This is a genomic window from Dyella japonica A8, from assembly GCF_000725385.1.
GTDB classification, from domain to species: Bacteria; Pseudomonadota; Gammaproteobacteria; order Xanthomonadales; family Rhodanobacteraceae; genus Dyella; species Dyella japonica_C.
Genome location: NZ_CP008884.1, coordinates 2,993,372 through 3,019,888 on the forward strand (window position 1 = coordinate 2,993,372; position 26,517 = coordinate 3,019,888).

General features: G+C 65.0%; 19 protein-coding genes. 12 read left to right on the top strand and 7 right to left on the bottom strand.

All coding sequences use genetic code 11. The annotated features are described in order from the left end of the window. Positions 1-44: 44 nt before the first annotated feature. From HY57_RS12585 to HY57_RS12595, 3 genes are all read right to left on the bottom strand, one after another. On the bottom strand, positions 45-752 hold the full coding sequence (locus HY57_RS12585; protein ID WP_019467215.1) for an acid phosphatase: 708 nt from the start codon (positions 750-752) through the stop codon (positions 45-47). Further along, positions 752-2,962 (bottom strand): TonB-dependent receptor, encoded by a 2,211-nt coding sequence (locus tag HY57_RS12590; RefSeq protein ID WP_019467214.1) that lies wholly within the window; start codon positions 2,960-2,962, stop codon positions 752-754. Before HY57_RS12590 ends, HY57_RS12585 begins: the two co-directional genes overlap by 1 nt. Positions 2,963-3,267: 305 nt before the next feature. After that, positions 3,268-6,321, bottom strand: coding sequence for a sensor histidine kinase (locus HY57_RS12595; RefSeq protein WP_019467213.1), 3,054 nt, complete (start codon positions 6,319-6,321; stop codon positions 3,268-3,270). A 218-nt stretch (positions 6,322-6,539) separates the two neighbouring features. Here HY57_RS12595 and HY57_RS12600 point away from each other — a divergent pair, with 218 nt between their 5' ends. From HY57_RS12600 to HY57_RS12640, 9 genes are all read left to right on the top strand, one after another. Next, complete coding sequence (locus HY57_RS12600) at positions 6,540-7,172, top strand: response regulator transcription factor (RefSeq protein WP_019467212.1); 633 nt, start codon at positions 6,540-6,542, stop codon at positions 7,170-7,172. Positions 7,173-7,631: 459 nt separating this feature from the next. After that, complete coding sequence (locus tag HY57_RS12605; protein ID WP_019467211.1) at positions 7,632-8,453, top strand: alpha/beta fold hydrolase; 822 nt, start codon at positions 7,632-7,634, stop codon at positions 8,451-8,453. Positions 8,454-8,519: 66 nt separating this feature from the next. Then, positions 8,520-9,173, top strand: coding sequence for a hydrolase (locus HY57_RS12610; RefSeq protein ID WP_019467210.1), 654 nt, complete (start codon positions 8,520-8,522; stop codon positions 9,171-9,173). A 27-nt stretch (positions 9,174-9,200) separates the two neighbouring features. Next, positions 9,201-9,479, top strand: coding sequence for a XapX domain-containing protein (locus HY57_RS12615; protein WP_019467209.1), 279 nt, complete (start codon positions 9,201-9,203; stop codon positions 9,477-9,479). Beyond that, the gene (locus HY57_RS12620) at positions 9,476-11,356 is read left to right on the top strand and encodes an amidohydrolase (protein WP_019467208.1); all 1,881 of its coding nucleotides are present in this window, start codon (positions 9,476-9,478) and stop codon (positions 11,354-11,356) included. Before HY57_RS12615 ends, HY57_RS12620 begins: the two co-directional genes overlap by 4 nt. A gap of 9 nt (positions 11,357-11,365) precedes the next feature. Continuing rightward, entirely contained in the window at positions 11,366-11,806 is a 441-nt protein-coding gene (locus tag HY57_RS12625; RefSeq protein ID WP_019467207.1) for a DoxX family protein, read from the top strand. Positions 11,807-11,846: 40 nt separating this feature from the next. Continuing rightward, positions 11,847-12,752 carry a hypothetical protein gene (locus tag HY57_RS12630; protein WP_026034266.1) on the top strand — a complete coding sequence of 302 codons (906 nt, stop codon included), beginning with the start codon at positions 11,847-11,849 and terminating at the stop codon, positions 12,750-12,752. Positions 12,753-12,773: 21 nt separating this feature from the next. Continuing rightward, on the top strand, positions 12,774-14,243 hold the full coding sequence (locus HY57_RS12635) for an alginate export family protein (protein WP_081500744.1): 1,470 nt from the start codon (positions 12,774-12,776) through the stop codon (positions 14,241-14,243). A gap of 42 nt (positions 14,244-14,285) precedes the next feature. Then, positions 14,286-14,963: a YoaK family protein gene (locus HY57_RS12640; protein ID WP_019467204.1), complete on the top strand. Its 678-nt coding sequence runs from the start codon at positions 14,286-14,288 to the stop codon at positions 14,961-14,963. 780 nt (positions 14,964-15,743) lie between these two features. On the opposite strand, the gene HY57_RS12650 is transcribed toward HY57_RS12640, so the two are convergent. Both HY57_RS12650 and HY57_RS12655 read right to left on the bottom strand, forming a co-directional pair. Next, the gene (locus HY57_RS12650) at positions 15,744-16,376 is read right to left on the bottom strand and encodes a nucleotidyltransferase family protein (RefSeq protein WP_019467202.1); all 633 of its coding nucleotides are present in this window, start codon (positions 16,374-16,376) and stop codon (positions 15,744-15,746) included. Then, positions 16,373-17,467: an XdhC family protein gene (locus HY57_RS12655; protein ID WP_019467201.1), complete on the bottom strand. Its 1,095-nt coding sequence runs from the start codon at positions 17,465-17,467 to the stop codon at positions 16,373-16,375. The genes HY57_RS12650 and HY57_RS12655 overlap by 4 nt, the downstream gene beginning before the upstream one ends. A gap of 131 nt (positions 17,468-17,598) precedes the next feature. Between HY57_RS12655 and HY57_RS12660 the strand changes: the two genes are divergently transcribed. The 3 genes from HY57_RS12660 to HY57_RS12670 are packed head-to-tail and all read left to right on the top strand — an operon-like array spanning position 17,599 to position 21,752. After that, positions 17,599-18,162, top strand: coding sequence for a (2Fe-2S)-binding protein (locus HY57_RS12660; protein WP_430536848.1), 564 nt, complete (start codon positions 17,599-17,601; stop codon positions 18,160-18,162). A gap of 42 nt (positions 18,163-18,204) precedes the next feature. Then, positions 18,205-20,466 (top strand): xanthine dehydrogenase family protein molybdopterin-binding subunit, encoded by a 2,262-nt coding sequence (locus HY57_RS12665; protein WP_019467199.1) that lies wholly within the window; start codon positions 18,205-18,207, stop codon positions 20,464-20,466. Then, the gene (locus tag HY57_RS12670; protein ID WP_019467198.1) at positions 20,463-21,752 is read left to right on the top strand and encodes a c-type cytochrome; all 1,290 of its coding nucleotides are present in this window, start codon (positions 20,463-20,465) and stop codon (positions 21,750-21,752) included. Before HY57_RS12665 ends, HY57_RS12670 begins: the two co-directional genes overlap by 4 nt. Positions 21,753-22,064: 312 nt before the next feature. Here the strand turns inward: HY57_RS12670 and HY57_RS12675 are convergent, their stop codons facing one another. Continuing rightward, positions 22,065-25,082, bottom strand: a complete 3,018-nt coding sequence (locus HY57_RS12675) for a TonB-dependent receptor domain-containing protein (protein ID WP_019467197.1) — start codon at positions 25,080-25,082, stop codon at positions 22,065-22,067. A gap of 548 nt (positions 25,083-25,630) precedes the next feature. Continuing rightward, complete coding sequence (locus HY57_RS12680; RefSeq protein WP_019467196.1) at positions 25,631-26,410, bottom strand: IclR family transcriptional regulator; 780 nt, start codon at positions 26,408-26,410, stop codon at positions 25,631-25,633. Between the last annotated feature and the right edge of the window lie 107 nt (positions 26,411-26,517).

A 26,517-nucleotide genomic window follows, 5' to 3' on the forward strand; every position in this document is an offset into this window, starting at 1 on the left:
GCCGGCGCCCTGAATGGGCGCCGGCCGCTTCCGCTGGTTTTGTTTCAGGGTGATGTTGGAGACGAGGCTGGCAGATGCAGGGCGGTGCGCAGTTCGGCGCGCGCTGCCTGGTAGTCCGGCTGCCAGTCGGTTTGTTGCAGCAGTTGCGCGCCGATGACCGTGCCGGCGAGTCGGCCGGCTTCCACGTCGCTTGGGAAGTGCGCACCCATGGTGATGCGGTGTTGCGCATACAGGTCGGCGCGGGCAAAGATCGCCGCGCGCCGCTCCGGCACCATGTTGGCCAACAGGATCGCCGTGGTGTAGCCGAAAGTGGCATGCCCGCTCGGATAGCTCCAGTCATCCGGCTTCTCCTTGGACAGCGGATGCACCTGGTCGGACGTCACCGAGGGGCGGGGGCGTCGCCAGTAAAGCTTGGCGTCCGCCGCCTCGGTCTTGTCGAGCTTGGCGACGCGCTCAAAGAACGCGGCGGTCTTCGGCAAGGTGGCAGGTTGTGCGGTCAGGCCGAGCGCATCCGCAAAGCGGAATACGGAGCGCTCGGTATCCGCTGTGGCGGCCGACTGTTCGTCGGCCGTCCGGGACTGCTGCGCCGCAAGCACTGCCTGCAGATCCTGGCTGGCCTCCGTCGTGCCTGCCGCCGGCGGTGGCGGCAGCAGGTTCGACAGTGCGATGAGGGCATGACTGGGCGTGCCGCCATCGGCCATCGCGGACTGGCTGGCCAGCAGTGCCAGCAACAAGAGGGCGGAGCGCTTCATCAGAACAGGTCCGCCGAGATCGTGAAGTTGAAGTTGCGCGCCGGAATGGTCCAGTACAGCGGCGTGTTGTCCGCCCCTGTGGTGCCTGCCAGGGCGTTGATGTGCGTGTTGTTGAACAGGTTGTTGAGCTGCACGCCGATCTTGAAGTCCTTCACGTCGGTGATGTGCGGATCGAACTTGTAGCTGGCGGCGAAATTGGTGATCGCGTAGCCGCCAATCGGCGTGTCATCTTCCGCGTTGGCCGTGTAGTAGGTCTTGCCGACGAACTTGTCGACCAGCGAGGCGTAGATGGCGCCGTTGCTGTAGGTGAAGCCCAGGGCGGCGGTCTTGTGGGGCGTGTTGGCGTTCCACTGGTTGTCGGTGGTCTGGATGGCGCGGTTGAGCGAGCCGTTAGCATAGACGCTGAAACCGGCGCCTAGCAGGTAGGTGCCCTCCAGTTCGATGCCTTTGTAGTGCACGCCGCCGCCGTTGTAGAACTCGGTGATGCCGCCGACCTTGTGGCTTTGCACGAAGTTGTTGAAGTCGATCTTGTACACGTCGCCGGACAACGTGAGGCGATCATTCGTCCAGGTGGTGCCGAGCTGGATGTTGGTGGTCTTTTCCGGGGCCACGGCGCTGTCGGAAACCGCCGGGTTGGGCACGTACAGCAGGTTGAGGTTGGGCGCGAGGTAACCCTTGGCCCACTGCGCGTACGCCGTCCAGCTGGAGGTGAAGGCGTAGTGGAAGGAGGCCGAGGGCAGGGTGGCGTTCCACTTCTTGGAATAGTCGAGCGGCGTCCCCGTCTTCTGGTTCACCGTGGCGCTCAGGTCGCGCTCGAAGTTGTTGTACTTCACGCCGCCGATGACATACGCGTTGTCGGTGATGTTCCACTGGTATTCGATGAACGGCTGGATGGTGATCAGCGTGTCGTTCATGCGGCGATCGACGGCGGCATCCTGCAAGGTGGCCGCGCCGGGGTTGTTGATCGGGTTGAGCTGGTTGAGCGTGTCGTCGAACTCATACAGCCAGCGGATATCGTCCTGGTGGTCGTACCACACGCCGGCACGCAGTTCGCCCGGCCCCAGTTCCTTGCCCACGCGGAAGATGTCGCCCCACGAGCGGTTCGTGTTGCGCATGTGCTGGCCTGGGACATTGTCGGTGCCATAGGCCGTGCCGTTCGGCGTTTCGCCGTTCGGGTCCAGGCCGTTGTAGCCGAAGTGGTTGTAGCCGTAGGTGTAGACCTTGTTGTCGAACGTCCAGCCGTCGAACGCCGAGTGCAGGCCGATATAGCCGAGATTGGTGTTGATCTCGTCCTTGTTGTAGGCGTAGTACGCCTGGCTGGTCGGGTCGTCGTTCAGACCATAGTTGTTGCCATACTGGGCGATCTGCGCCTTGGTCGCGCCGAACGGCACGTACTGGTGCAGGTTGTTCGCCATGGCGACGAAGGTCAGCGTGGTGTTCTCGCCCAGCGGCTGGATCAGCTTGGCGAACACGCTCTGGCGGCGCTGGCCGGCATAGGTGAGGTAACCATCCGACGTGCTGTTCTGCAGGTTGAGCACCGCGCTGGTGCCGCTGTTGGTGAATGCGCCGGTGTTGATGGTGGCGCCTTCCACGGCGGTGTCCCAGCTGCCGTAGCTGACGTAGGGGCTGATGCCGAACTGCTTCTGCGGGTTGATCGTGTCCACCGAAATGGTGCCGCCGAACGTGGCGTTGCCGAGCGTGCTGGCGGTGCCGGGGCCGCGATCCACCGTCACGGCATTGGTCTGCTGGTTGGTGAAGTACGAGGTGGAGTGGTGGGTGAAGTCGTTGGAGTCCATCCACGGGATGCCGTCGAACGTCACGTTGTACTGGCCATCCTGGAAGCCGCGGATGGAGACGACCGCCGCCTCCATCAGGCCGGAGCCATTCGGCGCGACGGTGTACACGCTCGGCGCGATGGACGCGATGTCGGTGTAGTCGCCGGTCGGCGGAACGTTTTCCTGGATGTAGGTGCGGCCGATGATCGATTGCGGCTGGGTGGCAACCATGGAGCCCTGCGAGGGCGCGATGTTGGTCACCGCGTCGGTGCCCGTCACTTGCACGGCATCCAGGCTCTTGGCCTGCTGCGGCGTGGCGCTGGTATCCGTGGCGGCATTGTCGCCCGCCCAGGCAGGCGCCGCGATGGCAGCGGTAAGGCAGAGAGCAAGCGTGGTGCGAGCGAGCGCGATGGGCGCTGAAAGTTGCCGTGTCATGAGATGCCCGTTTGATTATCAGAAAGGTGTCAAAGCGGGGCGACACCGTAGGGCGGGCATATGACAGGTTGACAACAAAATGATTATTCGAAAATCGCGATAATAATCGCATTTAGTTACGCTAAGACGATTATAAGTTTTGTTAAGACAATTAATAAGCTAAATATAAGCCTTATCGTTTTCAGGGTGGCTCAATGAGCGTGCCGAAAAGACAGGGCGCGTTGTCTCGACGCGATATTCGCGGCTAGAGGGTATCGATGGTGCGGCCGGCGCGATGGCGATCGCGCCACGGAAGACGCCCGCTGTTACTCGATGCTGCAGGTGTTCTGTCGGGGCGGCAGGTAGGCGGCGCGGCAGGGAATGCGGAGCTGCCATTCCGTGCCCTGCGGGCGGCGTTGCCGGAGCGTGAGCGTGGCGCCGAGCCGTGCCGCGCGTTCGCGCATGCCGACCACGCCCCAGTGGCCCGCCTTGGCTGCCGATTCGAGTATGCCGTCGCCGATGCCGCTGCCGTCGTCGGCAATGCTTATGTGCAAGGCGCGCTTCTGGTAATCCACCTGCACGTCCACATGGTCTGCCCGCGCATGCAGGAAGGCATTGCGTATCGCCTCGCGGACGATGTCCACGATCTCGTCGCGCGCACTGGCCAGTATCAGCCGCGGTTTTCCGTCCGTGGTCATGCGGAAGGCCGTGGGCGCATGGATGGATGCCAGATCCTCGCCGACGGCGAGGATCGACTGCACCAGTTCGTTCTGTCGGGACGCTTCGCCGCGCAGCGCGATGATCTTGTCGCGACCTTCGATCACCATGTTCCTGGCCTGCTGAATGGCAGCGTGCAGGGCTTCGTCGTGCGCCTGGCTCCTGTTCGGGCCGGCCATCAGTGCCTGCAGTCGCAGCAATAGCCCTTGCACGCCCTGAAGCAGGGTGTCGTGGATTTCCCGGGCGATGCGCTCGCGCTCATTCATGCGCTCCGTCAGCTGGAGGTGTACCCGGTCGGCGGCAAGTCTCGTGCGCCAGACGAAGAAACTGGCGGCGAGGGCGACGATGCCGAGCAGGCACAGCGCGTAGAACCACGCGGACTGGTAGAACCACGGGGCGATGGTGAGGCGGGTCTCGGCGCCCTGCATGTTCCACACGCCATCGTCATTGGCGGCGATGACGCGAAACTCGTAGGTTCCAGGGCCCAGGTTGGCGTAGAACGCATCGCGCCGGATGCCGGCGTCCTGCCAGCCGGCATCCGCGCCGTCGAGGCGGTAGCGGAAGCGCACGCGGTCGGGAATGGCCAGGCTGGCCGCGCTGTATCGCACCTGCAGGTTGGTCGTGCCCTTGGGCAAGTGGATGCGGCTGTCTGCCGGGTAGTGCTTGCCATTGGCGATGATGTCGACGATGGCCACCGGCGGCGGCAGGGGGTTTCTGCTCAGCGCATCCGGCTCGATCCATGCCGGGCCCTGGTTGGTCAGGAACCACAGGCGGTGTCGGCCGTCGACCAGGGTGGTCGGCAACATCGCCGCCTGCTTGGCGATGCCGGGCAAGCCGTCGCGGTAATCGAACAGGCGGTATGCGGGGCGGTGGTTGGGCTGTGCAAAGCTTTCTGCTGCTTCGTCGGCGTCAATATGCACCACGCCCTTGCCGGTGTTGAGCCACAGATCGCCGCCGGGCGTGCGCTCGATGCCGGTGACGCCGATGAAGGCGTCGTCATCGGCAACGTCCAGTGAGGTGATCCGCCCATGCGCTGCGCGCGCCAACCCTTGTTCGCCACCCATCAGCACCTCGTCCCCGCGTGCGCGGATGGCGGTGATGGTGCCTATGTGCAGTCCGTCCGCTTCGGTGAACAGCCGCGCGCCCTTGTCGTCGAGCCGCACCAGTCGATTACCGGTATAGCCAATCCAGAGCCCGCCCCTTTCGTCGCTGCCCAGGGAGGCGGGCGTGTCATCGGCGACGGACGGCACGGGCATCACGCGCAACCACCGGCCCTCGTGCAGGTGGTAGAGGCCGCGCTCGGCAAGGGCCAGCCAGGGTTCGCCCTTGCTGTCGATGGCGAAGGCATTGGCACGGGTAAGGTCGGGCGAGACGGGCCAGTCATTCGCGCTCAGTACGCCATCGTGCAGCCGGAAAAACCGGTTCCGGCCGACCAGCCACAGGTCACCGGCGCGATCGAACTGCATGTCGATCACGTCGTTCAGGTCGCGGCGTACCACCTTGCCGGTCTCACCATCGAAACGGAACAGCGTGCCGCCATTGGCGATCCAGACGGCGCCACTGGCGTCTCTTGTCATGGCGTAGTTCGCCGCCGCGCCGGGCAGCACGAAGTCGGGTGTCTGGAAGCTGTTGCGATGGAAGCTGGCCAGTCCCATGTTGGTGCCCGCCCACACGGTTCCTTCCATGTCTTCCAGCAGCGGCACGGCACGCTCGGAAACCAGTCCGCTGGTGCGGCCGATGGATTCCGAGAAGTCCGCGGCGCGCAGCGATCGTCCGCTGGCCAACGGGTCCACCGCGTTCACGCGATAAATGCCGCCCTTGTCCACGCGAGTCGCCCACAGGTTGCCGTAGCGATCGAACAGCAGGCGGTTGGCCCAGCTGAAATCGGTGTCGTCGGGCGATTCGGCGGGTGAGCTCTCGGGATGGTCGGCGGTGAGGCCGGGCAGGGCGCGCGTGCCATGCAGATGGTCGGACAGCCACAGCGTGCCGTTGTTGGCCTGCGCCACGATGGCGTACTTGGCCACCGCCTGGTCAGTGCGCTGGAAGCGGTGTTCGCCTGGCTTGAGGAACACCAGCGACTCCCCGGTGGTGACCCAGAGCGTGCCGTCACGCGTGACCAGCAGCCAGTCCGCGCGCGCCGTGGGGTAATTCCAGTCGGCGCCCACGACCTGCCACTGTGTGCCGTCGAAGCGTGCGAGACCGCCTTCGGTGGCGGCCCACAGCGATCCATCGCCGGTTCGTGCAAAGGCCAGCACCATGCCGCGCGGGAAGCCCTGTTCGGTGGCGTAGTGGTGCAGGTGGCCGTTGCGGACGACGCTGGCGCCGCCGTAATAGAAGCCGATCCACAGCGCACCGTCTTCCTGCATGCCCAGGGCCGTGATGTCGTTGGACGGCAGGCGTTCGCCGGCTGCGGGCTGGAAGCGTTCAAAGCGGAAGCCGTCGAAGCGGTAGAGCCCGCTGCCGGTTCCCAGCCAGAGATAACCGTCCTTGCCTTGGGCCATGGTCCAGATGTCGGCGGGCGTGCCGGCTTCGGTCGTCCACAGCCGGCGACGGAAACCGGGCGATTCGTCGGCGTGGCTGGCGGTCATGCACGCCAGCAACACGGCGACGATCAGTGGCAGCGTGTGGCGACCGGCACGGGCCAGCCATCCGGGCATCGACATAGGGTTTCCGTGGAAAAGTGTGCGCGGCATGATGCATGCCGACGGGAGGCAGCATATCGTTCCGTGTGCCCTGGCCATAGGTGCCGCGGCGCGAACACAGAATCACCCGAATGGGCATTGATCACCCGCAGGCGGGACGGGATAGTGCCACGGCATGCCGGGCGACTCCCCGCCTCCGTCCGCGCAGGGAAGGCAGCCATGTATCGAAGGTCCACATCGTGACAGCCGATGCCGAGCGCATCCGGGTTCTCATTGCGGATGATCATCCGATCATGCGCGACGGCATTGTTGCTGCGATCGGCAGTGCGCCGGACATGGCCGTGGTCGGCCAGGCGGCGGATGGCGCCGAGGCCATCGTGCGCTACCGCGAGCTGCGCCCCGATGTGGCCCTGATCGATCTGCAGATGCCCGGTGTCGACGGCCTGCAGGCCATTTCGACACTGGGCGGCGAGTTTCCGCAGGCCCGCATCATCGTGGTCACCTCCTACCCGGGCGACGCACGGGTCAAGCGTGCGCTCACGTTCGGTGCGAGTGCCTACCTGCTGAAGACCGCCACGCGCGACGAGATCCTTGCCGCCATCCGCTCCGTCATGAAAGGCCGTCGCGTGGTGGCGACCGAGGTGGCGGGCGAGATCGCCTCGCATGCCTGGTCTGAAATGCTGAGCGACCGCGAGTTGAGCGTGCTGCGCCTGGTGGCCACCGGCCACACCAACAAGCGCATCGCCGATCTTCTTTGCGTATCCGAAGACACGGTCAAGGCGCGCCTGAAAAACATCATGACCAAGCTCGGCGCGCTCGATCGCACGCACGCCGTCACGCTGGCTCGCAATCGCGGCTTCTTCGACGGCTGACCCGGCGCGTCATGGCGGTGTAACGCTCCGGTTACATCAGCCTGACGCAAGGCGGGCGTGCGCGTTTGGCAGACGTGAGCTTCACGTCATTTACCTGATCGGGTAGGCAAGATTGCCGTGATCGGGGGTACGTCTCCACGGCGTGACAGTCAAGAATGACGAAGGACAGCGGCCATCGCCGTTGCCCATGAATGACTTCGTTTTCATGTCTTGACCGCATCGCACGCCGGTACGCGCGAGGGCATTCCCCGTCGCGTGTTTTGCATCCGGCCTGTGCACCAGGAGAGTCCGTATGTCGAGCAAAGACCCTCAGGCGGACATGGATCCCGCCCGGCGCGCCTTTCTTGGAGGCGTCGCCGCCGCATCTGCCGCCTTGGTCCTGCCCATGGCAGGCCTTTCCACGTCATCACCGGCCGTCGCAGCGACGGCCCCCGCGCACCCCAGCAAGGAAAAAACAGCATGAGCTCGATCACCACCCGAGATGGCACCGAGATCTATTACAGGGATTGGGGCCAAGGGCAGCCCGTCGTGTTTTCGCACGGCTGGCCGCTGAGCGCCGATGCGTGGGACGCGCAGATGTTCTTCCTGAGTTCGCATGGCTACCGCACCATTGCCCATGACCGCCGCGGCCACGGCCGTTCGGGCCAGCCGTGGCACGGCAACGACATGGATACCTATGCCGACGACCTTGCCACCCTGATCGAAAAGCTGGACCTGAAGAACATCGTGCTGGTGGGCCACTCCACCGGCGGTGGCGAAGTGGCGCATTACATCGGTCGTCATGGCAATGCCCGTGTCGCCAAGGCAGTGCTGGTCGGCGCCGTGCCGCCGATCATGCTGAAGACGGCCAACAATCCCGGCGGCCTTCCCATGGAAGTGTTCGACGACATCCGTGCCAAGACGCTGGCCGACCGCTCGCAGTTCTTCAAGGACTTGTCCGGCCCGTTCTTCGGCGCGAACCATCCCAACTCCAAGGCCACGCAGGGCATGCGTGACTCGTTCTGGGCGCAGGGCATGATGGGCGGCCTCAAGGGGCAGTACGACTGCATCAAGCAGTTCTCCGAGGTCGACTACACCGACGACCTGAAGAAGATCGAGGTGCCCACGCTGGTGATCCACGGCGACGACGACCAGATCGTGCCGATCGACGACTCCGGTCGCCTGACGGCCAAGATCGTCAAGCACGCCACGCTGAAGGTTTATCCGGGCGCGCCGCACGGCCTGGCAGCAACCCATGCAGAGCAGCTCAACAAGGACTTGCTCGAGTTCATCCGTTCCTGATCCAACCCGGACGCGCCGCCGGCTTCGGCCTGCGGCGCGCTCCCTCTCGCACCATGGAGAACGCTCATGTCCATCACCGCTACGCCGACCCCCGCCAAAACGCTGCTCACCCCGAAGGATCACGCCCTGATCCTGATCGACTTCCAGTCGCAGATGGCGTTTGCCACGCATTCGATCGATGCCATCACCCTGCGCAACAACGCCGCGCTCATCGCGAATGCGGCGGCCAGCTTCAAGGTGCCCACCATCCTCACCACGGTGGCCGAGAAAAGCTTCTCCGGCCCGATGTTCAATGAGATTACCGACCCATTCCCGGGGCAGGCGCTGCTGGATCGCACGTCGATGAATACGTGGGAGGACGCCGCCGTGATCAAGCGCGTCAACGAGATCGGCAAGAGCCGTCTGGTGTTCGCCGGCCTGTGGACTTCGGTGTGCATCGTCGGGCCGACGCTGTCGGCGCTGGACCAGGGTTTCGAGGTCTATGCGATCGCCGATGCCTGCGGTGACGTGTCGACCGAGGCACACAACCGCGCCATGGAGCGCATGATCCAGGCGGGCGTGCGCCCGATGACCTCCGTGCAGTACCTGCTGGAGCTCCAGCGCGACTGGGCGCGCACCGAGAGCTATGACAGTACCACCGGCATCGCGAGGCGCTTCGGCGGTTCGTATGGCCTGGGCATCACCTATGCCAAGACCATGTTCGGTGCGCACGAAGGCTGATCGCTGACGCTGTTCTGGAGCAAGGCCATGAAAATCTATGTCATTTCGCTTGCCGCCGGCATACTGGTCGGCGTCATCTATGGCCTGTTGCAGGTTCGCTCGCCGGCGCCGCCCCTGGTGGCGCTGGTTGGCCTGCTGGGCATCCTCTGTGGTGAGCAGCTGCCTCCGCTGGTGAGGAACGTGCTGCATCGCGAGGCGACACCCACGGTTTGGCTGCGTGAGCAGGTCAAGCCGCACATGTGCGGTGAGCTGCCCGGTGCGCAGGTCGCCGCCAGCAAGAGCGAAGCCAAGGAGCCGCAGTCATGACGCCCGTTACCCAGGCACCCGAACTGATTCTTCATGGCGGGCGCATCACTACGCTCGATCGTGCGCAGCCCGAGGCAGAAGCGGTGGCGATGGCCGATGGTCGCTTCGTGGCCGTGGGACGCGACGCCGATGTCATGCCGCTGGCCGGCCCGCGCACCCGCGTGATCGATCTAAAAGGGCAGCGTGTGCTGCCTGGTCTGATCGACAACCACCTGCACATTATTCGTGGCGGCCTCAACTACAACCTGGAGCTGCGCTGGGATGGCGTGCGCTCGCTGGCCGACGCCATGGCCATGCTCAAACAACAGGTGGCGATCACGCCTGCGCCGCAATGGGTGCGTGTAGTGGGTGGCTTCACCGAGCACCAATTCGCCGAGAAGCGCCTGCCGACCATCGAGGAACTCAACGCGGTGGCGCCGGATACGCCGGTATTCCTGCTGCACCTGTACGACCGAGCCATCCTCAATGGCGCGGCGCTGCGCGCGGTGGGCTACACCAAGGACACGGCCGAGCCGCCGGGCGGACAGATCGTGCGCGACGGCGCGGGCAACCCCACGGGTTTGCTGCTGGCCAAGCCGAATGCCGCCATCCTTTACGCCACGCTGGCGAAGGGGCCGAAGTTGCCGGTGGAGTATCAGCTCAATTCCACGCGCCACTTCATGCGCGAGCTCAATCGTCTCGGCGTGACGGGTGCCATCGATGCCGGCGGCGGCTTCCAGAACTATCCCGAGGATTACGCCGTCATCGAGCAGCTGGCGGCGGACAACCAGCTGACCATTCGCCTTGCCTACAACCTGTTCACGCAGAAGCCGAAACAGGAGAAGGACGACTTTCTCAACTGGACGCGCACCTCCAAGTACAAGCAGGGCGACGACTATTTCCGCCACAACGGCGCCGGCGAGATGCTGGTGTTCTCCGCGGCGGACTTTGAGGACTTCCGGCAGCCACGTCCCGACATGTCGCCGCAGATGGAGGGCGACCTGGAAGAGGTGGTGCGCATCCTGGCGGAGAATCGCTGGCCGTGGCGCATGCATGCCACCTACGATGAAACCATCAGCCGCGCGCTGGATGTGTTCGAGAAGGTCAATCGCGACATTCCGCTGCAGGGCCTGAACTGGTTCTTCGATCACGCCGAAACCATTTCGGAGCGCTCCATCGACCGTATCGCCGCCCTGGGTGGTGGCGTGGCGGTGCAGCACCGCATGGCCTACCAGGGCGAGTATTTCGTCGAGCGCTACGGTGCTGCCGCCGCACAGGCCACGCCGCCGGTGAAGCGCATGCTGGAAAAAGGCCTGCGCACCTCGGCCGGTACCGACGCCACCCGCGTGGCGTCCTACAACCCGTGGGTGTCGCTGTCCTGGCTGGTGACGGGCAAGACCGTGGGCGGTCTGTCGATGTATCCGCGCAGCAACTGCCTCGACCGCGACACGGCGCTGCGCATGTGGACCGAGCATGTCACCTGGTTCTCCAACGAAGAGGGCAAGAAGGGTCAGATCAAGACGGGCCAGCTGGCCGACCTGATCGTGCCCGATCGTGATTTCTTCGCCTGTCCGGAAGCGGATATCGCCGATACCACCTCGCTGCTCACCATCGTGGGTGGGCGCGTGGTCTACGGCAGTGGTGGTTTCAGCCAGTACGAAGACGTGACCGTGCCACCGGCCATGCCCGAATGGTCGCCGGTGCGCGCCTATGGCGGCTACGGCGCGTGGGCGCAGCAGCGGCAGGCATCGCCCGTGGCGGAGCGCGTGGCGTGTGGCTGCGGTCATGCCTGCGGCGTGCACGGACACGAGCACGCGACGGCCTGGTCGAGCCGCTTGCCCGTGTCCGATCTCAAGTCGTTCTGGGGCGCGCTGGGTTGCGCGTGCTGGGCGGTCTAGGAGCACGCCATGGCATCGCAGCCTACACCCTCGCTTCCAACCCGGCCGCGCTGGGCGCGGCCGTTCGCCACGCCAGTCGTGCACTGGATCGCGTTGCTGGGTCTGTGTGCGGCCTATCTGCAGGGCGGCATCCAGAAAGCGCTGGATTTCAGCGGTGCTGTCGCCGAATCGGCGCATTTCGGTCTTCAGCCTGCGGGGCCAATGACCCTGGCGGTGATCGTGCTGGAGCTGGGTGCGTCGCTGGCGATCCTCACCGGGCGCTGTCGCTGGCTGGGCGCCCTGGCGTTGGCCGCATTCACGCTCGCTGCCACGTTTCTCGCCAATCGCTTCTGGTCGGTGCCAGTCGCCGAGCGCTTCGTCACCGCTAATGCGTTTTTTGAACATCTGGGACTGGTAGGCGGTTTCCTGCTGGTGGCCTGGCAGGATCTGCGCGAAAAGCAGGCCATCTGACCGGACCGACACCTCTATGACATCCACAGGGAGACATTCCATGCGCACATACTCAGGGCTATGGGCACTGGCCCTCGGGCTGGTTCTTGCCGGTGCCACCGCGTCGCCGGTCGTCGCGAAAGAGGCGCCTTCACCGATGGTGGCGGTGGGCCCGCAATACGACACCACCCACGTCTACGTGGCGCCCGCCGATGTCGATCGCTTCATCGCCAGTTTCCTCGGCACGTTCGGTGGCCAGAGCACGAAGCAGGCCATTGCGACCGTCACGCCGACGCCGAGCAGCACCAGCACGCAGCTCCTGCAGACACCGGTGGGCACGGTGTCGCTGTTCGGTTTCCGCACGCCGGTGCCGCATCCCTTCGGCAGCGAGCGTACCGGCTACCTGGTGACGGATCTGGACGTGGCGATCAAGGCGGCCCGCGCTACCGGCGCCGACGTCATCGTGCAGCCGTTCCCCGACCCCATCGGCCGCGACGCCGTGATCCAGTGGCCCGGTGGCGTGAACATGCAGTTGTACTGGCACACCACGGCGCCGAACTATGCCGCGTTCCAGACCGTTCCCGAGAATCGCGTGTACGTGTCGCCCGAACGCGCCGAGGCCTTCGCGAAAAGCTTCGCCGCGTTCTCGCATGGCAAGGTGGTTTCCGACGAGGCGAAGGCGCCTGGCGTGGAAATCGGCCGCCCCGGCGACACGTATCGCCGCATCCGCATCGAGTCCAGCTTTGGCAAACTGACCGTGTTCGTGACGGACGGCCATCTGCCGTACCCCTATGGACACGAGATGACCGGCTACGAAGTGAGCAGCCTGGCCGATACGCTGGCCAAGGCGAAGGATCATGGCGCGAAGGTGTTGGTGGAGCCGTTCACCAGTGAAGGGCGTGAGTCGGCGGTGGTGGAGTTCCCGGGCGGATACGTCGCGGAGATCCACGCCAGCGCGGCTCACTGATTGGTCATGCGAAGGCGAGGGATGCTTCGCCTTTCCCTCGGCCCGGCGTGGGGACGGAGGGCAGTGGGCCGGGCTGCCGCGACCGGTGCGTTCGCTGCCCTGGTAGCGAGTGCCGCGCCCCTGCACGCACAGGAGGTGTCGGCGGATTCCACCCAGGCCACGCCAGTGCAGGATGCTTCCGTGCGTCCCGTCGTGAGCAGCAATCGATGGCAGGAGGACTGGTCGGTGCTCGCCGACCCCTCTTTGCGCACGCAGTGGGGTGATGCGCTCAAGTACATCCCGCTGAGCGCGGACGATCAGGGCACCTATCTCTCGCTGGGCGTGAATCTGCGCGAGCGTGTGGAAATGTCGGACGCCGCGGCCTTCGGTATCGGGCGCAACCCGAATGACACCTATCTGCTGCAACGCTTCCAGCTGCATGCCGACCTGCGTTTCGCCACGTATTGGCAGGCCTTCGTGCAATTCGAGGATGCGCGCACGGTGGGCAAGCAGGTGATCGGCGGCGCCGACCGCAACCCGTGGGACCTGCGGCTGGCCTTCCTGGCTTATGTGCGCAAGTTCGGTGACGACACGTTCAAGGTGCGCGTCGGTCGCCAGGATTTCGCGTTCGACCTGCAGCGTTTCGTGTCGCTGCGCGACGGTCCCAACGTGCGGCAGTCGTTCGATGCGGCATGGGTGGATTGGGAAACGGGAAAGTGGCGCTTCATCGCCTTCATCAGCCAGCCCGTGCAGTATTCGGCCCTTCATCCGTTCGACGATACGTCCAATCACCATTTCCGCTTCGACACGCTGCGTGTCGAGCGCCTGGTCTGGGGCAGGAACGAACTTTCGGCGTACTACTCCCGCTACGTCCGTGACGATGCCCGCTACCTGGATGCCACGGGCAACGAGCATCGCGACGTCTACGACGTGCGTTTCGCCGGCAACCGCGCGGGCATCGACTGGGATGTGGAGGGTATGCTCCAGCGCGGCCACGTGGGCGGCAAGGACATCGATGCCTGGGGTTCCGGCGCACGCGCGGGCTACACGCTGGACCTGCGATGGCAGCCGCGCGTGGGGCTGCAGGTGGATGCCGCGTCCGGCGATCGCCACCCCGGCGACCACACGCTGGATACGTTCAATCCGCTGTTCCCGAACGGCTACTACTTCACCCTGGCCGGTTTCACGGGCTACACCAACCTCATCCACGTCAAGCCGAGCCTGACGCTGAAGCCATGGTCGAAACTTACCCTGATGACCGCCGTAGGGTTCCAGTGGCGGCAGACGACGGCGGACGCGGTGTACGTGCAACCGAACATCCCGTTGCCCGGCACGGCGGGCAGGGGAGGGAGCTGGACGGGCGTGTATGGGCAGGTGCGTGCGGATGTTGTCTTCAACGCCAACTTCACCGGCGCGGTGGAGGCTGTGCACTATGACGCGGGGCGCGCCATACGCATGGCGGGCGGGCGCGACGGCGACTACGTCGGCGTCGAAGGGAAGTTCATGTGGTGAAACCACTCGCAGCCGGGCGAAATCCGGAGGGAATCTGTACGCATGACTGAGAAGCCCTGGTTGCCAACCATCCTCAGTGTGATGGCCGGCTATGTCGACACGGCGGGTTTCCTCGCGTTGCATGGCTTGTTCACCGCGCATGTCACGGGCAACTTCGTGACGATCGGCGCGGCGCTGGTGTCGGGCACGTCCGGCGTCATCGCCAAGCTGCTCGCGCTGCCCGTGTTCTGTCTGTTCGTGATCGGCTCGCGACTGCTGCGATATCGCCTGATGGACCGGGGGCTGAGCGTGGTGCGCTCGCTGCTGGCGATCAAGCTGGCGTTGCTGGTGGCGGCAATGATCCTGGCCTTGCGCTACGGGCCGTTCCCGCACGTGGACAGCTGGTCATCGACGCTGACGGGCATGATCCTGGTGGGCGCCATGGCCATTCAGAACGCGCTGCATCGCGTGCACCTGGGCAGCTCACCGCCGTCCACGCTGATGACCGGCACCACCACGCAGATGATGCTGGATATCGGCGATCGGCTGTGTGGCGCACCCAGTGACCAGCGGGAGGTGATCAACAGCCGGCTGAAGAAGATGGGCGTGGCCGTGCTCGCATTCGCGGTGGGCTGCGCGGGTGGCGCGCTGTGTTATGCCTTCGGTGGCATGTGGTGCTTTGTGGTGCCGCCGGTGTTGGCGACGGCAGCCTTGTTGCGCCATGGTGACGCGACAGCGTAACCGTCGCGGTTCACCGTCGGCGCGAACGCCTCAAGGCTCGGGAACGCGGAAGCGTGCATCCAGTCCGGACCGCACGGAGGCCATGAATACGCGGCCCTGCATGGATACCCCCACATGACGGGGGCTCCATGTCTGGCGCGTGGTCGCCCCGCAACGGAGCGACCGCCTGAACGAGGTCGTGCGCCACGAGGCGTTCGGCGACGATTTTCGGGATCTCCCTCACGCGGCCGTCATCCAGTCAGAAGAGGTGGCAGAGGTCTTCCTGTCTCAGCTCGTGGGCTTTCGTCATCTGGCATGGCTCGGCAAGACAATGCTCCGAGCATACTTGCGCAGGCCTCCGGTACCTGTAACGCCGCCTGACTTGGTTGGCTGTGCTTACGATGTCTCAGGCATTTGCGATCGCCGTGACTGGTTCATGTGACGGATGAGGCGGTAGCGGGGAACGCACCCGCATTGGCCGCAAAGGCCAGCGCGTCTTCCAGACGGTCGTCACCCCAGAACATCTCGGCTGAGCGTGACGCGGGTCTACAAGCGTATACCAAGGATCGTGTGGTCGTTTTTCTGGTGACTCGTGGAGTCGTCGACAAGATCCCTCATGCTCCAACCTCGTCATTCCGGCGCAGGCCGGAATCCAGTGGCCGCGGGGATGGTTGTCGCGTTGCGGCTACAGCTTTTGGGGACTATCGCGACCACCGAGTGCTTCCGCAACTGGATGACCAGCCTCTCCGGCCTGCGCCGGAATGACGGAGTTGAGGCGTTGCGGTGTTCTGTCAGCGGCGCCTACTCAGGCTCGCTGGATAACGGCTTGTCGCGAGCTGCCAGCCAGGCGGCGTAGTCCTCGGGTGTATCGATGTCGCGGAAGGCGGAGGGCAGGTCGAAACCATCGACGTGCGACGCATGCCTGTCCAGCAAAGCGCGTGCGCCGTCGGGGCCGCTCATGGCGATGAGTTCATCGGCATAGGAGAGTGGAAAGATGCACGGCGGGCCAAGGTTGCCCTGATGCCGGCAGGCCAGGATGCGGTCCGCGAATGGCGCATGCGCCGCCAGCATGCGTTCCAGTTCATCGACGCTGATCGCCGGCTGGTCGGCCAGCAGCACCATGAGTGATTGCATTGCCACGGGCTGATCGATCAGTGCTTTCGTGCCGGTGGACAACGAGCTGCCCATGCCGCTCGCCCACCCGGCGTTGGTCACGACATGGACGTCAAGGTCAGCGAGGCATTCGATGACCCGCGCGCTTTCAGCGCCCACCACGACGACGACCGGATAGAGGCCCGCCGCCAGGGCGTTTCTCGCGATGCGGCGGACCATCGGCTCGCCATCGATGGCGATCACCTGCTTGAGGGCGCCATAACGGCTGGCGTTGCCCGCTGCGAGGATGACGGCGCCGGTGCCGCTGCGTGGCGAGGTCATGGATGTATGGGTGATTGCGAGTGGGCGAGCGGCCCGCCAAGCCGTCCGTTGCGCAAGGCGAGGATCTCGGCGGCAATCGCGAGTGCGATTTCCTGGGGCGTCTCCGAGCCGATGTCCAGTCCGGCAGGCACGTGCAGCCGGTCGTCTTCCGGGAAGATGGCGCGTATCTGCCCCGCGCGCTGACGGGAGCCGATCACGCCGATATAGCGCACCGGGGTTGCCATCAGTGAGGTCGCGTAAGCAAGGTCGCGCTCCAGGCGATGCGTCATCACCACGGCCGAGGTCTGGTGATCGAACGCCACAGTGGAGGTGAGTGAATGCGGCAGTGCCACGACGTGCCGCGCTCCGGCGGGAGTCTGCTTGTCCGGTTCGCTGGTGCTGACCAGGGTCGTATCCCATCCGAGCTGGAGGGACAGGGCGGCAAGCATGTCCGCGCCGATGCCGTCGCCAATGATGACGAGCGCGTGTGGCGGGTGCAGGGATTCCAGCAGGGCATCGTAACGATGACCCTCATGCGCCACATGCGTAGCCATGGCGGACGAAGAGGAGGGTGACTGCGAGGCCATGCCCGCAAGAACTTGCATGCGGAGCGATGGATCCCCGATGTTCGTCCACAGGCTGTCGTTGCCGCGAATCAGGCGATACGGGCGCGGTGCCAGCGCGCGGCCGGCGACAGCGAAAAGCGAGGCCATGACGCCAGGCACGCGCTGCGTCCGCAGTGACTCGATGGCGTCAAGGAACTGCACGTCGTCGGGATGCCGCCACGGTTCGATGAGCACCTCGAGTTCGCCGCCGCAGCCGGTTTCGATCATGACGTCGTAGTTGCTGTCGCGCCCATACGCGACCACGACGGGTTCGCCGGTCTCCATGGCGTGCTGCGCGCGCAGCACGATATCCCGCTGCGGGCAGCCGCCCGACAGTTCGCACACCAGTCGTCCATCGCGATGCACCAGCATGCTTGCGCCAGCGCGGCGAAAGGTGGAGCCCTGCGTGCGGGTGATGGTGACCAGCGCCGCTTCGCCGGTGTCGCCGCGAAGGTCCAGCCTGCGGGCGGCGTGGTAGAGCGGCTCGAATTCCTGGGCGACGTTCATGGGCTGCAGTCAGCAATGGTTGGCGTCGATGTTCCGTCAAGCCCGGGGATGGGCGCCAGTGGGGGTCGCTTGCACCATGAAAGTGTCTTCACTTGTCTTTTCGTTGGCCGGGAGGAATATTTCAGGGGTTCATGACGGTGCTGCGATGCGGCCATGGTCCGTGGCGCTTCCTGCAACGAGTTGCCAGTGCGTACTGGTCTGCCGGGGAGATTCCGATGATCGTGCTTTCCATCAACGGCCAGGATGCCCAGGTCGATGCGCCCGACGACATGCCGTTGCTGTGGGTGCTGCGTGACATCGTTGGCCTGAATGGCACCAAGTTCGGATGCGGCATGGCGCAGTGCGGCGCATGCACGGTGCATCTGGACGGCCAGCCGGTGCGATCCTGCGTACTGCCCGTGGCTGGCGCGGTCGGCAAGAAGATCACCACCATCGAAGGCCTGAGCGCCACCGAGCTGGGCAAGCGCGTGCAGCAGGCCTGGCTGGGCATCGAAGTGGCGCAGTGCGGCTATTGCCAGACCGGGCAGATCATGTCGGCCGCCGCGTTGCTGGCGCAGAAGCCGTCGCCGACCGACGAAGACATCGATGCGGCCATGTCCGGCAATCTTTGTCGTTGCGGCACCTATGTGCGCATCCGCGCGGCGATCAAGCAGGCGGCTACGGGCCAGATCACCGTGCCGCAGACCGTTGCCTGAGCTGCCGCTGTTTCGTCCCCTGCCGACTGCCGAGAGTTCGCCATGATGCTTCGTGTTGATCCTGCCCAGGACGAGATCGAACCGCAGAACCCCGCGCGTCGCGAGTTGATCAAGCGAGGCGGGCTGGTGGTGGCCTTCATGTGGCTGGGTGGCGCCAGCCGCGTCTGGGGCTTTGCCGAGGGCACGCGCCTGGAGGCGGGCCATCCGCGATTCGAGCCTAACGCGTTTGTACGCGTGGGCAGCGATGGCAGCGTGCAACTGGTGATGCCCTGCGTGGAGATGGGGCAGGGGTCGTATACGGGGCAGGCGACACTGCTGGCCGAGGAGCTTGATGTCGGGCTCGACCAGGTCACCGTCGAACATGCCCCGGCCAATCGCAAGCTTTACGCCAACACCCTGCTGGGCGACCAGGCCACGGGCGGGTCCACCACCATCCGCTTCTGCTGGACGAGTCTGCGCGATGCCGGTGCCGTGGCGCGTTACATGCTGGTGTCGGCGGCGGCACAGCGCTGGAAGGTGGATCCCTCGCAATGCACCGTGGTACGCGGCGTGGTGACCCATACCGCCAGCGGACGCACCCTGCGCTATGGCGAGCTCGCCGACGAGGCGGCGAAAGTGGCTCCACCGGCCAAGCCCATGCCGAAGGACCCCAAGGACTTCCAGCTGATCGGCAAGCCGATGCGCCGCGTGGACACGCCAGGGAAGGTGGATGGCAGCTTGCCGTTCGGCCTCGATATCCGCGTGCCGGGCATGAAGGTGGCGACCGTGAAGGCGTGCCCGACCTTCGGGGGCACACTGGCCTCGGTGGACGATACGCGCGCCCGCGCGGTGCCCGGCGTGCTCAAGGTGGTGAAGCTGGACAATGCTGTCGCCGTCATCGGCGAGCACTTCTGGGCGGCCAAAAAAGGCTTGGAGGCGCTGGATATCCAATGGAATCGCGGTGCCGGCGCCGACTTCACCACCGAACAGCTGTTCAAGGACATGGCCGATGCGTCCGAGCACGGCAAGCCCATCGTCGCGCGTGAAGTCGGCCAGGTGGACAAGGTCCAGGGCAAGGTGGTTTCGGCAACCTATCAGTTGCCCCTGCTGGCGCACGCCACCATGGAGCCGATCAACACCACCGTGCATGTGCGACCGGACGGCTGCGACATCTGGGTCGGTACGCAGGTGCCGGCGCGCTGCGTTGATGTGGCCATGCGCGTGACGGGTCTGCCGGCCGAGCGCATCCAGGTGCACAACCAGTACCTGGGTGGCGGCTTCGGCAGGCGCCTGTTCGAGGATTCCGTCGGGCAGGCCGTGGGCATTGCGCGGCAGGTGGATTATCCCGTCAAGGTGGTCTGGACCCGCGAGGAAGACATCGCGCAGGACCGTTACCGCCCGGCGTACTACGACCGCATTTCCGCCACGCTCGATGACCAGGGCAGGCCGCAGGCGTGGACCGATCGCACCACCGGCGCTTCGGTCATGGCGACGTTCGCGCCGGAGGCCATGGGCAAGAACGGCCTTGATTCCGATCTGGTGGAGTGTGCCGCCGAGCTTCCCTATGAAGTGCCCAACCTGCGAGTGGAATGGGTGCGGCACGACATGCCCTACGGCATCCCGATCGGCTGGTGGCGCGGGGTGGGGCCGACGCACAACGTGTTCGTGGTCGAAAGCTTCGTCGACGAACTGGCGCATGTCGCCGGCAAGGATCCCGCGGCGTATCGGCACAGCATCCTCGGCGACAATCCGCGCGCCAGGGCCGTGCTCGAGATGGCCATGGACAAGGCGGGCTGGGGCAAGGGTGAGGTGCCGGCGCGTCATGGCCGCGGCATCGCGCTCGCGGCGCCCTTCGGCAGCTACCTGTGCGTGGTGACGGATGTGGAAGTCACGCCGCAGGGCGAGGTGATGTTGCGACGTGCCGTGGCCGTGGTCGACTGTGGCACGGTGGTCAATCCCAATACGGTCGAGGCGCAGATCCAGGGCGGCCTGGTGTTCGGCTGGAGTGCGGCCCTGTACAGCGGCATCACGCTGAAGAATGGCGCCGTCGAGCAGCGCAACTTCAACGACTACCGCGTGCTCCGGCTCAACCAGACGCCGCCGATCGAAGTGCACCTGATGCCCAGCAAGGCACTGCCTGGTGGCATTGGCGAAACCGGCACGGTGATGGCGATGCCCAGCCTGACCAATGCGATCTTCGCGGCGACGGGTGTGCGCCTGCGCACGCTGCCCATCGACCGGTCGCTGCTCGTGCAGGACAAGGATGCGCTCAAATCCGTGCTGTCGGCAGCATCGTCGGAATCACCGGCGGGGAGGCTTGCATGAAGATCGGACGCACCATCGGCAGGCTTGTCGGTGTCATCGTCGTGGTTGCCGTCGGCTTCACGGGCTATGCGCTGGTCACCGTCACCCACAGCGGCAACGAGCAGGCCGCGCAACCCGTGGGAGCGGGGGCGCCAACCGACCTCCCGTCGCAGATGGCGCGCGGCGAATACCTGGCGCGCGCCGCCGATTGCGAGGCCTGCCACACGACGCCGGGCGGGCAGCCGTTTGCCGGCGGCGTGGCGTTCAAACTGCCGTTCGGCACGATCTATTCGTCCAATATCACGGCGGACAAGGACACCGGCATCGGCAACTGGAGCGACGAGGAATTCGTGCGCGCGTTGCATGCCGGCGTCGATCGTGACGGGCGGCCGTTGTATCCCGCCTTTCCCTATACCTCGTACACGGCGCTCAGTCGTGACGACATCGTGGCGATCAAGGCCTACCTCTTCAGTCTGCCGCCCGCGCATGCGCCGGCCCGGCCCAACGAACTATCGTTCCCGTACAACCAGCGTTGGGCGCTGAGCCTGTGGAACGCCGCGTTCCTGCGGAAGGAGCGGTTCCAGCCGGAGCAGGGCAAGTCGGCGGCGTGGAATCGTGGCGCCTACCTCGCGACGGCATTGGGTCATTGCGGCGAATGCCACACGCCACGCAATGCCGCCTTCGCCATGGACAACGGCAAGGCGCTGGCAGGCACGGAACTGCAAGGCTGGCTCGCCTATAACATCACCGCCGACAAGGATCACGGCATCGGTGCGTGGAGCGACCAGGAGCTGGTCGACTATTTTTCCAAGGGGCATGCTGCCGGCCGCGGCACGGCTTCCGGTCCAATGAGCGAGGTGGTCGGCTACAGCCTGCAATACCTCACCCCGTCGGACCTGTCCGCGCTTGTCACCTATCTGCGCGACGTGAAACCCCAGCAGAGCGGCGCGCCCGTGCCGTCACCCATGGGTTCGACCGTGGCGTCGGCTGCCGGCACCGCCAGCCTGGGCGCGCAGCTGTTCGTCGGCGCCTGCGCCGGCTGCCACACGCAAAGCGGCCAGGGTCGCCAGACCGACTACGCCATGCTGACCGGCCTGCGATCCGTGCGCGATCCGCACGCCACCAACCTCACGCAGATCATCCTCAATGGATCGTCACTGCACGTGGGCGGCCAGGAGGTGTTCATGCCGTCGTTCGGACACGCCTATTCCGACGCCGAGGTCGCTGCGTTGTCCAACTATGTCGTCAGTCACTTTGGCGGGCAGCAGGGAGCGTTGAGCGCCTCCGAGGTGGCGCGGCGGCGCTGAAGTTCAGAAGGTCGTTTGCTGCATGAGAAGAAGCGCGGCGCATTCGATCGCCGCTCGCGAGAAGAATTCGCGCATACCCCTTTGGCTTTTGCGTACCCTCGAGGCTTGTCACGCATGAGTGGGTCGGCCCCGGCGTTACCGGGGCCGACCCTTTCAGCAGGCCCGTGGAGTCATGACTCGAACGGGGAGGGGCGCGAAGTCATCCTCCATCGGGCCACCTGCGGTGAAACGTTGCGTTGAACGGGTCCAGTCTTGGTCAAGCCGGCTCGAGTCGAGCCGGCTTTGGTCGAGCCGGGTTTAGTCGAGCCGGTTCTAGTCGAGCTTGTAGTCAAACGTCAGGAACACTTCGCGGCCGTTGTACTCGCTGGCGGTCTGGCCCGTGGTGACGAACTCGAAGCCGCCGGAGTAGTACGGAATCGCACCGACCTTGTCGAAGATGTTGGAGACGGTGAGCTTCAGCTTGGTGTCCGGGTTGATCTGCCAGCCAATCGCGGTGTTCCAGGTGATCCACACCGGCGTGCGGCCGCGGTAGGTGGTGTCGGCGACGGTCACGGGGTTGCCGTTGAGCGTTACCTGGCACACGCCGGTGCTGATCGACTCGGCACCGTTCTGGATGTTGACCATGCCCGGCTGGATGCCGTTGGGCAGCACGTTGCAGCCGGCGTAGTTGGGAGCACGCATGCTGCCGTCGCGCACGCCGGAGATCGACACGTCCCAGTCGCCCTTGGTCCAGTCACCGATCCATGTCACGCGGCTAGCCACGTTGTTGAATCGCGTGTTCTGCAGCGGGTCGGAAGCCAGCACGCGCTGCTTGTACGAGAGGTTGTCGGTGTAGTTGATGTTGGCGCGGAAATCACCGTAGCTGTCGGTGTGGTACTTGTAATCCAGCGTGGCATCGATACCGCTGACGTACAGCGACGCTTCGTTGATCGGGCCGGATTCCTCCGAGATGATCTGGCCAGCCGCGTTGCGCTGAACCATCTGGGTGACCATGCTGCAGTAGGCCGAGCCCGGCACGTGTGCCGTATACGGCGACAGGGCCGAGGTGCCGCTGGCCTGCTGGCCGGTAAGACAGCCGGCTTCGTCGACCAGCACCGTGTCCTTGTCCAGGTACTGGATGGAGTTGTCCACACCCAGGTGCCAGTAGTCGGCGGACACCGACAGGCCTTGCACGCCCGGGACCTGCCACACGAAACCATAGGTCCAGGAGTGGCCGGTCTGCGGTTCAAGCAAGCGGCTGCCGTTCGTGTACAGGGTGTAGTACTGCGAGGTCGGGCGCTGTACCAGGTTGCACCACGTGCTGTTGGACTGGCCTGCCTTGATGGCGTTGATGCACTGCAGGGGGTCGATGTAATCACCCACCGGCGAGGTCGAGCCAGTCAGGTAGATCGCCTGCATGTCAGGCGCCTTGAAGTTGGTGTTGTAGCTGCCGCGCAGCAGCAGGCCACCATAGGGGCGCCATTCGATGCCCGTGCCCCAGGTCTTGGCCAGGTCGGCCTTGCTGGCGTCGTTGTACTGGTCGCCGCGACCGGAAATGGTCCAGGTCACCGAATCGAGGATGGGTACGCGGAACTCGGTGCCCAGCGAATAACGCTGGCGGGTGCCACCACCGGTGAGGTATGCGCCGAACGGGTTCTGGAACGTGTTGGGGTCCTGTGCGCGCGGATCGGGCGAGAGCTTGAAGCCGTTGTGCGCAGCTTCAAGCACGGCCGCCCAGCCGATGGCTTCTTCTGCCCACGGCAGCTTGAACAGGTCGCCGTTGACGCGCAACTGTGCCTGGTCCAGCCACGACGAGGAGGTGTTCTCGCCGCTGACCGCGAACTGGCCGTAGTCCTGCTTGGTGATCGGGTTCCACCAGCGCTGCCAGTTCATGGCGTAGATGGGGTTGCCGCTGCCGTCGGTACCCAGCTGCGGGCCGAGGAAGAAGTTGTTCATGGCCTGGGCGTTGTAGCCCGTGAAGTCCTCACGCACGGTGTACTTCTGGCTGTTGAGGTTCAGGTCCCAGTTGAAGCGGCCGTCGAATACCGTGCCGCGCAGGCCGACCTGCAGGTTCCAGTTCTGCTCGCGGTCGTGGGTGTTGGCCGTGGAGCCGATTTCCTGCGCGGTCAGCTGGCGGATGGCCTGGCTGATGACCTGGCCGGTGGTCTGGTCGAAGAACTGGCCGGTGCCATAGCCGTTCAACTGGGTGTTGGAGATGCCCACCGTGTCGTACAGGGCGGCGGAGGCATAAGCCTGCAGGCCGTTGCTGAAGTCGTACTCGCCGGACACGTAGCCATCGGTGTTGCGGCTGCCGCCGGTGAGCACCCAGTTCTGGAACAGGTGCGGCTGCGCGCAGTAATAACCGTTGTCGGTCACGCCGGTGATCTGCGTGCCGTTGGTGGTGACGCTATGCGACTGGGCCAGCTGCGAGTTGGTGAACTTTCCGCAGGTGCCCGCCGGTGGCGTGATGTACTGGCCGTTGGCGTTCATCGCGGAGAGGGCGATGGCGCCGGCCGCGTCGTACTGATAGCCGAACATGCGTGCCGCCGGACCCCAGGCGCCGTAACCCGCACTGGACACCGAGTCCTGGTACGGACGATCCATGCCCCACAGCGCGGTGCGGTTGGACTTCTCCAGGTTGTAGAGCACTTTCCAGTTGCTGCCGGAATGGCCGCCGAAGAAGTTGATGTCACCGTAGTTGCGGCCGCCGCGCGTGGCGGTGCCACCGGTGACCTGCAGCTCGTCACCCTGGTAGTTCTTCTTCAGGATCACGTTGACCACGCCCGCCACGGCGTCCGAACCGTAGATCGACGAGGCGCCGGTGGCCAGGATCTCGACACGGTCGACCATGCCGGTGGGAATGTTGTTGTAGTTCTGGAAGTTGCTCTGCTTGTTCAGCGGCTGGGGGTAATCGACGATGCGATGGCCGTCGATCATCAGCAGGCTGAAGCCGGGGCCCAGGCCGCGCAGGTTGACCGAGCGCGCATTGACCGAGCTGGAACCCCAGGAGGCCGAGTCCGACTGCTGCTGGCCGACCTGCGGCAAGGAGTCGAGGAATTCCCACAAGGTGGTGAAGCCCTGCTGCTTGATCTGCTCGCCGGTGATGGCGATCACGGGGGCCTGTCCTTCGACCTGCGCGCGCGGAATCATCGAGCCGGTGACGGTGACTTCCTTCAGGTTGATCGCTTTCTTCGTCTTGCCGGACGACTGGGTGTCGTCTTGCGGCGACGGCTGCTGTGCCGCCGGCTGATCGCTGCCGGACGATGCCGACTGCGCGAAAACGTGTGGCGTGAAAAGCGCCAGTGCCAGAGAACTGGCCAGTACGCCGCGTCGCAAACCGATGTTGTTCATGGTGGTTCCTCCCCGGGAAGCTTCAATGTTGTGATTGCTGTTGAGTAAGCGCTCGCCAGCTCGATTCACTTCTTGTGCGCTGTGTTCTTTTGCCTGCACCGGCCTGCTGTTGCAGTCCCCTGACCGGGGCAGGCGTTTCGGGCTGCCTTGCCCGCGACAAAGCCATGAATCGGCTCCGTCGGCTTTTCTCCTTGCCGTCCGCTAGCGATGCGATCTCTGTTGTTCTGGACTTCCCTCCCGCATGAGCCGCTGCCTGGCTGCATCTCCGGCGCATGCCCCCGCATGCGGTCGCTACAGGCGGCCTTGCTGCGCCGCGTTCCGGGTTTTCGTCAGGCTGGATTCATATACGAACTAATGGTTCATATTTGATTCCTGAGTGAGTTAAAGGCCGAAACTGGATCGATGCAAGTTGCAGCGCAGCATTGGGTGTAGTCGCGGCGCGACAGCCAGTCTTTCCATGGATGGGCGGAACGGTTAGCCCGGTGAGCCCCGGGGCGGCTACGGCATCGTGGACGCCACACCCTGCGGGATGGTTTGGCCGGGTGCCCTCAGTTCCCCAGCGAAGCCGTGGGGCGATGGGCCAGCGCTTCTGTCACTTCGTTGGCTGCCTCGATGAGCAGCCGGGTGGTGGTGGCCATGTTCATCGTGGAGCCGCGCCGCTCGATGAAGGGAATGGTCATCGCGCAGATGGCATGGCCGTGTTGCATGACCGGTGCCGAGATATCGGTGACGCCATCGACCACCTGGCTGGGGATGGTGGCCACGCCGGCAGCGCGAATGCCGCTGATCGCCTTGTCGAGCGTCGGGCGGCGCAGCTGGGGTTCGTGCTCGATCATCATGCCGAACCAGCGTTCGCGCGTGGCGTCGTCCTGCCACGCCAGCAGCACGTGGCCGGAGGCGGAGTGGGACATCGGCCGGCGGTGGCCCACGCGCACCACCAGTCCGATCTCGCCTGGCGGGTCGACGCGCGCAATCACCACGATCTGCTCCTGCGAAGGCACGACCAGGTGGCAGGACTGGTCGATGTCATCCGCCAGCCGGTGCATGACGGGCAGGGCGGTTTCCACCAGGTTCTTTACCGGCGGCTGTTCCATCCCCAGCCGGAACAGCCGGGGCGTGAGCGAATAGCGCCCCTCGCCATCGGGGCGGCTGATGTAGTCGCGTTCTTCCAGCACCTGGAGCATGCGGAATATTTCGCCGCGCGAACGACCCACGCCTTCCGAAATTTCCGCAATGGTCAGCGGGGCGACGGCGCGCGCCAGCAGCTCAAGGATGTCCAGCCCTTTGTCGAGGGCGGGAGCGCGGTATTTGGGAGACTCTGCGGCCATAGGCGTCCATGATGTTGGGTGGCTCGTCGTGCGGACGCTGGCGTGCCGTTGCGTCCGCGTACTGCCATGCTGCGCTGCAGCTTGTTATGCCAGTGAATTATAAGTTC

Bases quoted from the DNA above. Each gene is read 5' to 3' on its own strand.
- HY57_RS12635 (WP_081500744.1), top strand. From the start codon at position 12,774: ATGCTTCGCCTTTCCCTCGGCCCGGCGTGGGGACGGAGGGCAGTGGGC.
- HY57_RS12655 (WP_019467201.1), bottom strand. From the start codon at position 17,467: ATGAACGTCGCCCAGGAATTCGAGCCGCTCTACCACGCCGCCCGCAGG.
- HY57_RS12605 (WP_019467211.1), top strand. From the start codon at position 7,632: ATGAGCTCGATCACCACCCGAGATGGCACCGAGATCTATTACAGGGAT.
- HY57_RS12610 (WP_019467210.1), top strand. From the start codon at position 8,520: ATGTCCATCACCGCTACGCCGACCCCCGCCAAAACGCTGCTCACCCCG.
- HY57_RS12595 (WP_019467213.1), bottom strand. From the start codon at position 6,321: ATGTCGATGCCCGGATGGCTGGCCCGTGCCGGTCGCCACACGCTGCCA.
- HY57_RS12620 (WP_019467208.1), top strand. From the start codon at position 9,476: ATGACGCCCGTTACCCAGGCACCCGAACTGATTCTTCATGGCGGGCGC.
- HY57_RS12650 (WP_019467202.1), bottom strand. From the start codon at position 16,376: ATGACCTCGCCACGCAGCGGCACCGGCGCCGTCATCCTCGCAGCGGGC.
- HY57_RS12640 (WP_019467204.1), top strand. From the start codon at position 14,286: ATGACTGAGAAGCCCTGGTTGCCAACCATCCTCAGTGTGATGGCCGGC.
- HY57_RS12680 (WP_019467196.1), bottom strand. From the start codon at position 26,410: ATGGCCGCAGAGTCTCCCAAATACCGCGCTCCCGCCCTCGACAAAGGG.
- HY57_RS12615 (WP_019467209.1), top strand. From the start codon at position 9,201: ATGAAAATCTATGTCATTTCGCTTGCCGCCGGCATACTGGTCGGCGTC.
- HY57_RS12625 (WP_019467207.1), top strand. From the start codon at position 11,366: ATGGCATCGCAGCCTACACCCTCGCTTCCAACCCGGCCGCGCTGGGCG.
- HY57_RS12630 (WP_026034266.1), top strand. From the start codon at position 11,847: ATGCGCACATACTCAGGGCTATGGGCACTGGCCCTCGGGCTGGTTCTT.
- HY57_RS12675 (WP_019467197.1), bottom strand. From the start codon at position 25,082: ATGAACAACATCGGTTTGCGACGCGGCGTACTGGCCAGTTCTCTGGCA.
- HY57_RS12585 (WP_019467215.1), bottom strand. From the start codon at position 752: ATGAAGCGCTCCGCCCTCTTGTTGCTGGCACTGCTGGCCAGCCAGTCC.
- HY57_RS12670 (WP_019467198.1), top strand. From the start codon at position 20,463: ATGAAGATCGGACGCACCATCGGCAGGCTTGTCGGTGTCATCGTCGTG.
- HY57_RS12660 (WP_430536848.1), top strand. From the start codon at position 17,599: ATGACGGTGCTGCGATGCGGCCATGGTCCGTGGCGCTTCCTGCAACGA.
- HY57_RS12590 (WP_019467214.1), bottom strand. From the start codon at position 2,962: ATGACACGGCAACTTTCAGCGCCCATCGCGCTCGCTCGCACCACGCTT.
- HY57_RS12665 (WP_019467199.1), top strand. From the start codon at position 18,205: ATGATGCTTCGTGTTGATCCTGCCCAGGACGAGATCGAACCGCAGAAC.